The organism is Tenacibaculum sp. MEBiC06402, assembly GCF_049239625.1.
In the GTDB taxonomy this organism is placed as follows: domain Bacteria; phylum Bacteroidota; class Bacteroidia; order Flavobacteriales; family Flavobacteriaceae; genus Polaribacter.
Genome location: NZ_JBMKKT010000100.1, coordinates 146,134 through 158,089, shown reverse-complemented (window position 1 = coordinate 158,089; position 11,956 = coordinate 146,134). Strand labels below are relative to the sequence as shown.

General features: G+C 32.6%; 8 protein-coding genes. 5 read left to right on the top strand and 3 right to left on the bottom strand.

Annotated elements, in window-relative coordinates; all coding sequences use genetic code 11:
• Window positions 1-4: 4 nt before the first annotated feature.
• The 3 genes from tilS to pabB are packed head-to-tail and all read right to left on the bottom strand — an operon-like array spanning window position 5 to window position 3,465.
• Window positions 5-1,315: a tRNA lysidine(34) synthetase TilS gene (gene tilS, locus ACOSP6_RS13205; protein WP_422094379.1), complete on the bottom strand. Its 1,311-nt coding sequence runs from the start codon at window positions 1,313-1,315 to the stop codon at window positions 5-7.
• A gap of 8 nt (window positions 1,316-1,323) precedes the next feature.
• Window positions 1,324-2,148, bottom strand: coding sequence for an alpha/beta hydrolase (locus ACOSP6_RS13200; RefSeq protein WP_422094378.1), 825 nt, complete (start codon window positions 2,146-2,148; stop codon window positions 1,324-1,326).
• A 12-nt stretch (window positions 2,149-2,160) separates the two neighbouring features.
• Complete coding sequence (gene pabB / locus ACOSP6_RS13195; RefSeq protein WP_422094377.1) at window positions 2,161-3,465, bottom strand: aminodeoxychorismate synthase component I; 1,305 nt, start codon at window positions 3,463-3,465, stop codon at window positions 2,161-2,163.
• A 301-nt stretch (window positions 3,466-3,766) separates the two neighbouring features.
• Here pabB and ACOSP6_RS13190 point away from each other — a divergent pair, with 301 nt between their 5' ends.
• Genes ACOSP6_RS13190 through ACOSP6_RS13170 form a run of 5 tightly spaced genes read left to right on the top strand, consistent with a single transcriptional unit; the run spans window position 3,767 to window position 11,944 of the window.
• A complete protein-coding gene (locus ACOSP6_RS13190; RefSeq protein WP_422094376.1) occupies window positions 3,767-5,575 on the top strand; it encodes a hypothetical protein in 1,809 nt (602 codons plus the stop codon).
• A gap of 23 nt (window positions 5,576-5,598) precedes the next feature.
• Entirely contained in the window at window positions 5,599-7,332 is a 1,734-nt protein-coding gene (locus ACOSP6_RS13185; protein WP_422094375.1) for a hypothetical protein, read from the top strand.
• 11 nt (window positions 7,333-7,343) lie between these two features.
• Window positions 7,344-8,036: a hypothetical protein gene (locus ACOSP6_RS13180; RefSeq protein WP_422094374.1), complete on the top strand. Its 693-nt coding sequence runs from the start codon at window positions 7,344-7,346 to the stop codon at window positions 8,034-8,036.
• Between the two features lie 4 nt (window positions 8,037-8,040).
• Window positions 8,041-10,014 (top strand): hypothetical protein, encoded by a 1,974-nt coding sequence (locus ACOSP6_RS13175; RefSeq protein ID WP_422094373.1) that lies wholly within the window; start codon window positions 8,041-8,043, stop codon window positions 10,012-10,014.
• Between the two features lie 4 nt (window positions 10,015-10,018).
• Window positions 10,019-11,944: a hypothetical protein gene (locus ACOSP6_RS13170; RefSeq protein WP_422094372.1), complete on the top strand. Its 1,926-nt coding sequence runs from the start codon at window positions 10,019-10,021 to the stop codon at window positions 11,942-11,944.
• The last annotated feature ends 12 nt before the right edge of the window (window positions 11,945-11,956 follow it).

Genomic DNA, 11,956 nt, shown 5'->3' with positions numbered 1-11,956 from the left:
TATTTTATATACTAATTTGCAAAATGTTTTCAGCAGAAGAATCGATAGAAAACCTTCTATCTTGTCTTGTTCCTACTATCCATATAATGTCATTATTGGCATTACAAAGCAACCAAGTTTTATCTTTTTTAAATTTAGAAAATTTCTCGTCTTTAAAAAACTTACTTACTTTTTTTTTGCCAGTCATTCCAGTTGGATAGAAGAAATCTCCCTCCTCCCATTTTCTTAAAATTATTGGGAAAGTTACTAAATTTTTGTTAACTAAAACATAATTTTTAGATACTGTACGTTTTTTATCTGTATTTTTAATGGATAATTTAATAGGATTATTTATTTCTTCAACATCTTCCTCTATGTAAAACTTAGAAATATTATCATCCTCTTTTTTCAACTCTTTTAGCAGTAAATAGTCTCTGTCTTTGAGTAATACGTGAGATTTTGAATATATAATCTTACCAGATTGTGCCTTTATTAATTCGAATACATTGTCCCATTCAGTAAAATTATATCTTTTAAAAACCTCAAATAAAAAGGCTTTCTGATTCTTCAATTTTAACATTTTTTCAATGTTAAATTTTAGAATATCTCCTTCTTTTGTTTGAATTTCCTCTAAAACTTCTTCAATTTTTTCATCAATTATTACTCTACTTTGTTTTAAGAAATTAACTGTTTTTGAAAAATTATCAAGAAGACTTGGATTTAACTCTTTTAGAGAAGGTATAATATGATGGCGAACTTTATTTCTTACATATTTTGTTTCTGAGTTCGTTTGATCTTCCCTCCACTTAAGACTGTTTGACTGAGCATACTCAATTATATCTGATTTGGTAAAAGGCAACAATGGTCGAATAATCTTCCCATTCTTTTCAGGGATACCTGTTAATCCGTCCAAACCTGTACCTCTAGATAAATTGATTAAAAAGGTTTCAAGGTTATCATCTGCATGATGCGCTGTAGCGATATAATCAATATCATTTTCATTTACTATATCAGAGAACCACTTGTATCGTAATTCACGTGCCGCAACTTGAATTGAAACTTTGTTTTCCTCGGCGTAATCAGCTGTATTGAAAGTTTGAACAAACGTTTCACAATTCAACTCATTCCCTAAATTAACAACTAACTCTGCGTCTAAATCACTTTCCTTCCCTCGAAGTTTAAAATTACAATGTGCTAAAGCGATTTTATAATCTAAAGAATGTAATAAATGAACCAAAACAACACTGTCCACACCTCCAGATGTAGCTACTAAAATCTTCTTTTGATTTATAAAAGGAAAATTTTCAGAAATATGTTGTTTGAAATGATTGAACATTATGGTTGTTAGTTATTGTTATTTAGCCAAGAAATGATATCGTTAATAACTTCTGTTTTACATAAATCATTATGTAATTCATGATATCCACCTTCATATAAATTAAGTGTACTGTTCTCTGGATTATTCTTAGCAAACTCCTTAGACCCCTCACAACTTATCAATTTATCGTCGGTTCCATGTAAAAGTAAAATAGGTTTCCTTAATCTATGTGCATTTTCGATAGCCCACGCTCCTCTTTCGATGAATGACAATGAAAAGTTCGGGCTAACTCTATTATGTACCAACGAATCGTTTTCATATTTTTCAACTTCTTCAGGAATTCTAGAAATAAACGAAGTATCTATCTCATTATCTAAAGTCATTGATGGAGCTATTTTCTGAATAATCCTTCCAAAGAAAAGTTTCCATGCTGGAGGTTGAAATGCTAATTTTAAAAACGCACTTGTTACAATAACTCCTTTTATATTATTATCTCTAGAAATCATATAATTCAACACAGCATTACCACCCATAGAATGACCATAAAGGAACAATGGAACATCTCCAAAAATTTCTTTGGTTTGAATTATGAATTGTGCTATACTATCTAATACAGATTCATAACCTGGATTATGACCTCTTTTCCCTGTTGTTTTTCCATGACCAAAATGATCAAAAGCAGCAACACCATAACCGTTATCTATTAAATTTTCAGCAACTTCTGTAAATCTTCCCGAATGTTCTCCTAAACCATGCAAAATTAACACAACCGCTTTTACGTTTTCCGTTTTCCAGAATTGACCGAAAAAATCTGTTTTTTGAAATTGAAAATTTAGAGTTTGATGAGTCATTGTTCTTAGGTTTTAAGAGTTGGTTAATACAAATTTCATTGCTTTTGCTTTTAACAAGCATTCTTCATATTCTTTTTCAGGAGTTGATTTTGCCGTAATAGCTCCTCCTACTGAATACGAAATATACTTTTTTTCCTGATTATATAAAATACTTCGAATTACCACATTAAAATCAAAATCGCCATCTGGAGTAAAATAACCAACACTTCCAGAATACAATCCGCGCTTAGTTTCTTCTAATTCTTCTATAATTTTCATTGCTGAAATCTTAGGAGCTCCTGTCATACTTCCCATTGGAAATGTATCACGAATTACATCAACCGGATGTACATCATCATTTATCTCTGAAACTACTGTTGATATTAATTGATGAACCTGTTTAAAAGAATATACTTTACATAATTCTTCCACTTTAACAGAACCTTTCTTTGCGGTTCTGGAAAGATCATTTCTTACCAAATCAACAATCATTATGTTTTCTGACCGTTCTTTTTCATCTCTTGCCAAATCAAAAGCAACTTTTTCATCTTCAATGGAATCAACAAAACGTTTAGCTGTTCCTTTAATCGGCTGAGAAATAATTTTACTTCCTTCTTTTCTTATATATCTCTCTGGAGAAGCTGACAATAAATATAACTCATCATTCTTCAAAAAAGTTGCGAAAGGAGGCTGAGATATTTTGTTTAAATGATTGTAAGTATCGAATGGATTAATTGTAGCATTTTCAACATAAAACTCCTGACAAAAATTTGCCTCGTAAATATCACCTCTCTTTATATGGTCGATAACTTTAGTAACCTTCGCATGATACTCGTCTTTATGGATTCTAAGCTTAATTTTTAAATCTTCTTTTTGCTCAGACTCTCCCTTAATAATTTCACCATTAACGATTTGTTCAAAATCTTCTTCTATTTCATCATCTACCATTCTTAGATAAGAAAATATGACTTCGTTCTCTCTAATGAAAATTATTTTTTGAGGCTGAAAAAAGTACATATCCGGAAAATGCAAACCGTCAAAATTATTGGAAGTTAAACTTTCAGTATCGTTTTTCAAGTCATAAGACAAATAACCAAATAAATAATCTTTAGTGTAAGATTGATACTCCTTTAACTGCTCAAAAGCGTCGAAATAATCTGTTTTTATAGAGGTAAATTCTTCAACTGCTAAAACTGCATCATAGCTCGAATAGTTTTGCTCGTAATTATTACTATCTAAAAAAACAACAGTCTCATACTGCTGTCCCCAAGCCAACAATTGCTCTTTAAAGACCTTTATATTGTCGAGAAAAAAAGTTTGTTCTGTTCGTAAAGACATTAGGCAAAAATAACACTATTTCTAATGCCTGTGCATGAAACTTGGTAATAAAACAAATATTCGGCACTGCTCCGAAAAACCTCATGATTGGAAGTCCTATTTAACTTTACTTATTGCTTTCTTAAGAGAACAACCCCAGAGTTTTGAAGTGATTTTCCCGTAAAAAATGAAGTTGTTTTTCCTGAAACCTTCCTAGTGCATTATTAGGAACAAATAACTCTAAAACACTTTTACAAAATCAAGATTTAGACTGCAAATTACTACAAGTCAAGGATTTAATTTTGGAAAAACTTTTAATATCATGAAAAATCTAAAACTAATAAACTACTGCATATTTATTTTGATGCTGTTACCAACGAAAGTAACAAGTCAAGTGAATTATGATGAAGGCAGGTTAATGATTAACGGCATTCAACTATTACAAGATAGTAATCAACCAGACACTTACTATTACATTCCTGATTTTCCTAGATTATCAACAAAAGAGGATGGTGATTTTGAACTAATGTGCACGAAATATATCGGACAAGGAGGAAATGCTAGCGGAGGACTTTTCCATACGCTAATTCAATTTGATCTACCTGAGGAAGTCTTAAAAGATCTAGAAAAAGAATTAAAAGAGAAAAAAGGAGGCGCTAAAATTGCTGGACCTGTTCCAATGAAACAAGCTTTAAAAGATGGAGAAGACGGAATTGCAAGTTTTAAAATTGTGTCTTCTATACTTAATAATGTAGACGGCAAAAATCCTTTTACACAAAACGTAATCACCTCTGGACATGCTCCATTATATAAAAATTCAAAAGCTGCTATTGCTGCAAAACTAAATCAAGAAGGAGCTACTTTATTATGGGAATCTTTACAGGGAAAAACATCCGATATTTCTGTTGTTGTTAGTGGATATTATGAAGCAAAAGTAAAAGGTTATAACGCGGTAGTCTCAGCAGATATGTCAACTATTTATGATCACTATAGTAAGGTTTACAGTAATCAAAAAGAATATACCAAAAGACAGATGCGTAAAATTACGGATGAAATGGTACAGCAACAAAAACTAAATATTGATGTTTTTGACAGATCAAGCGGTTTAGGGATAAAAACCGATGATATGAGCAGTATTCTTTCATTAATAACCGATAAACTTATCGAGTTAATGTTTGATGCTGAAATGGGTTGGGCAAAACAACCTGAAAAAGAAACTGCCGTTGAGCAAGGTCAGCTGTTAGGGAGACGTAAAAGAGGATTTTTTAGTAAGATTTTTGGTGGTGCAAGAGATGAAAAATATGTAACCGATAATCAGTTTGTTCTAAAAAACAGAACAGATATAAAGGTGAATAAATTCTATTTAAACCTCAGTAAATCAACAACCATAAAAGTTCCTGTGTATTCATCAGGAAACATCAGCGGATTGTATGAAGTGTTTAAGGAAGATCCTTCTAGTAAAGACAAATATTTTAGAGTAGTAAACTTAGATGATGATGATTTTTCAAAACGCGAAATAATTTTTCAGTTAGATGGAGAGTATGTAGGGACTTTTAATGAAATTTTAAACTCCGTAACCGTAAGTTTTAAGAAACATTATGGAGAAGATCACAGTGATGTAACTAAAGATATTGTGATTAGCCGAACAGACTTAGAGACTGGGAAAGATTATAAAAATATCTTCTATCCGCGACTAGGAATCAAAGAATCAGATTGGTTAGACTATGAATATCAAGTTAGTTGGAATTTAAAAGGAAACAATAAAACAATTCGACTACCAAAATCAGAAGATAAATGGTTAAAAGCAAACGACGCTTCAATTGCCTTAACACCACCATTTAAGAAACGTACGGTTCAAATTGATGCAGATAGAACTTTCTTTAAAGACGCTAATGTACAAGCTTGCTCTGTTAGATTCTTTACTATACTAAACGGACAACCAAACCCGCAAGGTACAGTTATACTTCGCAAAAACGATACTGAAAGCACTAGTAAAATTAATTTGTATCACGACGCGGACGAACCGGTTGCTTACCAAGTAAACTGGTATAAAAAGAGTGGACCAACTACAGAGTCATTAAAATCTTTAGATAGCGATTATCTGTTCTTATTACCACCGTCAGAAGAGTAAACGACTAGCATAACATATTTATCATGAAAAATTTAAGACACTACATAACATTAGTTGTGCTGATTGGGTATTGCCTAGTTTCATATGGACAATCTATACTAATCGACCAAGGAGTTAATGCAGATGGTTTATGGTGTTTTCCAATTCATAAGAAGGAAAATAGCTACCGATATTTGCCTCAAAGAGCAAGATTATCGTTACAAAACGATAGTATTCCTGAGTTTTCATTCTTGAGATATATCACGGAAAAACCTTCAGAAAACAACTCAAAAACAATAACAGAAGCTGGAGGTGGAGGAATCTTAAACTTTTTAGTTCTATATGATACTCCACAGGAATTAATAACAAATGCCGAGCGTTTCTTGAAAAAGAAATTTGAAAATGACGAAATCATTATTGAAGGACCTATAATCTTTGATAGTGGGAAATACACTTTAGTTTCTTCCATTTTAAATCCAGCAGGCGAATCTAAAAAATCTATCCTGGGTTCAGGAAGTGCACCTATTATTGAAAACAGTAAAATTCCATTGTCTTTCAATGTAGATCCTCTAAAGTCTAAACTATTACTAGAAAGTTTAAAAATGTCTACACCCGATGTATCATTAATTTTTGAACTAGGATTCTCAGGACTAACCGAAAGCTATGAAGCCGAACTCGAAATTGATTGGTCTGAAGTAAAGAAAAGTCATGCTTTTGATGCTGGAGGTAGTGTATACTTTATTGGTGCTGATGTTGGTCTCGGTTTCGACAAACTACGAAAAGACAATGCCATAAAATTCACAAGTGTTGGTAAAGACGAATCTATGGAGAGTCTTGTTCAAACCGTTTACACAAAACTTTTAGAGTTAATGTTTAAACCTACGCCTTTAGAACAAGTTCCTGAAGAGCACAGAGGCGGATTAGAAGATGCAATTGGTTCATTAATTGGATCTGATGGTGCGATGGGAAGTAGAAATACTACAGGATTTGGTTTAAATGTTGGTTACCAGTATAAAGAACATCGTACTACAGGAAAAAGTAACATGGTTTTTAAAGGTAGAAGTTTAGTAAACAGAAATCACTACATCACTTTTAATGCCGGAAATCTTTATAAAAAATACGGTGATAATAAAGAGATTTTTAAAGATGTTCCTTTATGGGATCCTGCCTTCCAACAAAGAGATGTATATGTAGGTATTGATGGAACTATAGAAAATGAGTTCGATAAAATGCTCAATAGTGTTACCGTAAAACTTAATAAAAAACATCAATCGGGCGACGCTACTCTAAAAGAAGTATTACTTACTAAAAATACTTATAAAGAAACCAATGGTAAAATCGCCATGTCATATTTAAATCATGCTGATACAGATCAAAATGAATGGTTGAATTACGAATATCAAACTGTTTGGAAATTTATTGGTGGTGGAACTTATTCTGAAGACTGGAAAACTGCATCTGCTTCAATGATTAACCTCTACACTCCTTTTCAAAGAAGAAAAATTGAAATTTCTGGTGATGTAACAGCTCTTCAAGAAAAAAATGTAAGAGCCGTAGCCGTAAAAATCAACTATGACTTTTTCGGAGAACCTAAATCTAAAAATCTAACCATTTATCCTAAAAGAGAATTAACTGATAAGTTTTTTGAAATCACACTACCAAAAGGCTCTGATAAAGTTGAGTACACCATCACTTGGTATATAAAAAATGAAGCTCCTATTCAAAAGAATGGAATTGATGAATATGGACTTCTATTTATAGATGAACTTCCTGAATAAATCCGCAAATTATGAAAACTAACATCAAAAATATTAGCCTTATTTTTCTCGTTTTTCTGGGAACTTTAAGCAATGCTCAAATCCTTGATGCGAATACGAAATTTACCTTTATTCTTTCCGATGATTCAGAGATTGTGGTTTATAAAAAAGCAGCGAGTTTCGATGAAAACTCCGATGAATATTACAGTCTGCCATCTCATTTAAAGTTTTCTACTAACAGACTTAAGGAACCTGAATTTTCACTCATAAAATATGATGATGCAAATGGTAATAATGGAGGAATATTACATTTTTTAACATCTTGGGGTTTATCCTTATCCCAAAGAAAAGAAGTAGAAAAAGCCTTAGAAAAAGTAGCTGGAGAAGATGCTAGGTTTATGGGAAATGTTACTCCGAATATCGATAACAATCATCCGTATTTACAAATATCAGGTAAGACCAAATTATCTGAAATACTAAATAATTCTGCTACGTCTCTAGGACGAATAACACTATTCCCGAATTCCAAATCAGCTTCTTCATTCAAGTTGAATAGTGATGAAACTCAGACTTTAGCATCTGCTATAAATAAAAACTCAAAGGAATTAAAGAAGCTTTTTTTATCAATGAATTTCATCATTCAATTTAAGGGAAAAAAGAAGTATGGTCTTTCTAAAGAGACCTATCAACTAAAAGAGAATTTACACACACTATTAAATCAATAAAATCATGAAAACAAAAATTAAACATGTACTACGAGGGGTAATTTTACTTTACCTACTAGTAAATTTTACATCGTCCAATGCACAAATTGTCGACGACACAAACAAGTTAAGCCTTACGCTTAGCGATGGAACACAAGTAATGCTTTATGGAGAAGCATCTAGCTTATCAGATAGGAAATCTAAAAACTATTACTACTTACCAGTTTCTTTAAGACTAGGTAAAAAGCCGGATAAAACTCCTGAATTCCTTTTCTTAAAATACATTACAGAAGAAAAAGCTGACGACGGTGGAATTGGCGGAGCTTTATTACATATGTTGATGGAATGGGGTTTAACTCCAAAACAACAAAAAGAAGTTGAAAAAATCCTTGCAAACGGTGAGCAAGGAGCGAGAAAAAAAAGTAAACTAAAAGGAGCTTTAGATGTAAAACCTGATGGTGACAAATCATTACGAATTATTTCGGCAACCTTAACTGATGATAAACTGGCTCCTTCTGTTGTACAATCTTTAAGCGCACCTGTTTTACCAGGGGCAAAAGTTGCTGTTGCTTCCAACTTAAGTGCTAACGGAGCTCAATTATTAGCTGCAACATTTGAAAAAACAAGATCGATAACTGATTTATCTATCGAAATGGGATTCAAATACACAACTCGTATTCCTGCTGCGAAGGGAAGAGTAATTGTACGCTGGAGTGAAGTACAAAAACACATGGAAAGAGATTATGCAAAGTATAAAGAAGTCCATGGTAAGAAAAGTAGAGGTGGTCTTTTTGGTGGGGTTGCTGATGCTTTATTCGGAAAGAAAACAGAAGTAAAAAGTAGATCTTATGACGAAGTGAGAAGCGTTATAGATCAAATGATAGAAAATGAATACATCAAAGTAGATTTTGACGAAAATATTTCTGACGACAGAGTAACAAAAATTAGAGAAGCATTTTTCGATTTCTTTTTACAAAAAATGACCGAATCTGGGGATGCTGATGTACTTGCTCCTCCAACTGAAAAGGAAAAAGCTGCTATGCCAAATATCAAATATGGAAAAAAGTACACCTACAACAGAAGTTTCTTTGAAAGTAGTTTCAAAAAGAAAACCGAAACGTACTATTTAAACTACAGATTAGCAGTTGAAAAACCTTTTACATTAACAGCAAATTTAGCTAGTTGGTACGATGGTGTTAAAAACAACAAGAAATGTGTTGGTAAAGTTTTAATGAATGATCAATTCTTTACCCATAGAGATATCAATATGATTGTTGATCTCGAAGCAATGGAAATGTTTGATAAAGAAGTAAACTATGTAACTGTCAATATCAGAAAGAAAAGAAAATCTGGCAACCATTTTAACACATCAGCTCTTATTGACGCAGATCATTTAAAAAACGAAGGGTTAAAAGCGACCGTGAATTATGCTCGCGGAGATGACAAAGATTCAGATCTTTATGAATATCAATCTCAATGGAGTTTAAAAGGAGGAAATATTTACCCTAAAGAACCAGAATGGCAAAAAGGAACTTGGCAAAGTATTACTTTATACCCGCCTATTACACCAAGAACAATAGAGTTTGAAGCAGACATTGAAGAACTAAAATCGTTAGGTGTTGTAAGAGCTACACTTTTATTAAGATACTACAAGTTTGGTGAAGAAGTAGAAACTAATATTCCGCTAACTATTTCTAAAGAAGAACCTCTTATTGAAAAAATGATTTTTACCGATAGAAATACTCAGGGATATGCATATCAACTAGTACTTACTCATAAGGAAAAAGGTAAAATGGCTTTAGGCTGGGATGATAAAATAAATGACGACTACATCTACGCGACAATTCCTCAAGAATTAAAAGACGATGACCCTGATTACTTAGAAAAAATCATTGAAGCCGGTAAGGTTATCCTTAAACCTGGAGCCGATGGAAAAGTAAGTAAAGAAGCAGCAATTTTAGACAAATTTAAAGATGTAATAGGAATTGTAAAAAACTAAAAAGATGAAAAATTTATATAAAACTTTAAGTGTGCTTTTTGTACTATTTGGATATCTAAATACCATACAAGCACAACAGCAAATATTGTTAGACAAACCTGTAAGAGCTGGAGAATTAATTTTATTTCCAGACCTCAATAACAGAAGTAATTATTACTATTTACCAGATAAACCTCAGCTAGCATCTCATCCAACAGGTGATCCTATTTTTTCTTTTCTACGTTATGTAAAAAATGAAGAAACAGCAGCAGATTCTAATGAAGGAATCTCTGAAAGTACTGTTGGTGGTGGAATTGTTCATGCTTTGGTTGAATTAAAAGTTCCAGATAAAATGATTAAGGATGCCGAAAGAGCCTTAAGCCGAGTAGATAGTAATGGAAAAATTATCGGACCTGTAGTTTTTAAATCAGGAACAGTTTCATTGATTTCATCCGTTGCAAAACCAAATGGTGAGTTTGAAGCTAAAGTATGCGGATTAGGAAATGCACCAATTCTTGAAAATCAACGCTCAGCAGTTTCTGTGCATATCAACAAATTAGGATCTAAAATTCTTTGGGAAACATTCAATACTCCCACTCCCGATTTTAGTGCACATTTTGAAATGGAAGTTGAAGGGTATCAATCTCCAAAACGCGTAACTATTGAAGCTAATTTCGATAGAATTTATAAACACCAAACTTTTGAAGCTGCCATTGCTGCCCCAGTTCTTTCGGCAGAAATTAAAGCAAGTTTTGATGACTTATTCGATTCAGGCGCAATTAAGTTGACTCAAATTGGCGATGATGAAGAACTGAATAAATTGAAAGAAGCTGCTTACACGCAACTTATGAATTTAATGTTTGACAAAGTTGGTGGAACTGGAGTACCTCAATTAAATCAATTAGTTCCGAATAATCAAAAGAGCATGTTAGATAGAGCAACCGAACAATTACAAAACGCTCGTAAAGAAGCTAGAGAAGAAAATAGACGAATCGATGCTTTAGAACAATCAAGAGCAGAACGAAATCGTGCTGTTCAAAGAAGAGCTCAATCAAGAGCTGACAGTGTTAGAACTGCTGGTGGGCATCAACCAATTACAAGAAGCGCAGACACTACTGACAGCGGCGATGATACAGACAGGGAAACTCCACAAAGAGAACCGATTCCAAGTTTATCAGTTGCGGTATCATATCAAATGAAACAAGTTAGAAGACGTGGAGTTTATAAAATTGATTTAAACAAGTATACCCAAACAACGAAAACATTGCCTTTTGATTATAATCTTGGTGATGTAAAAAGTAAGTGTCCTTCTTGTTTTAGAGAAATCAATGCAGACGATCCGTTAATGAAACAACGTCAAATTAATGCTACTCTAGGTGGAATGAATGCAGATGATTTTAAACATGTAAACTTCGTAAACGTAATCATGCGTAAAAAACATGGGAACAATCAAGAAACTGTAGATGAAATCAAAATCGATAAATCTGAATTTAACAAACAAGGAAATTTCTTTAAAATGTTATACGGATGGAAAGGTGATGATGACAGAGACAAGTGGCTAGCTTATGATTTTAAAACTTTATGGAATTTTAGAGGAAATCATAAAATCGAATCTGATTGGGAAACCACAAAATTTGGTAGCATTGCGCTTGAACCACCTTTGGTTAAAAAACCGATTTATATAGAGGTCGACGAAGATTTTACACTTGAAAAAAATATTAAAGCTGTTGAAATTAAAGTATACAGCAAATTAGGGGATAAAAAAGAAGTTAACAGTACCAATTTACGAGTTAACAAATCAGAGTTATCAAAAACGTTGGAAATTTTATTACCAAGAGACTCTGAGAATTACGAATATGAAATCACCTATTTCATAAGAGGAGAAAGTCCAAAAAAATCTGGCTTACAAAAATCAGATTATGGAAGAATTGATGTAGACAGATTTATGTAGTACTTAAAAATT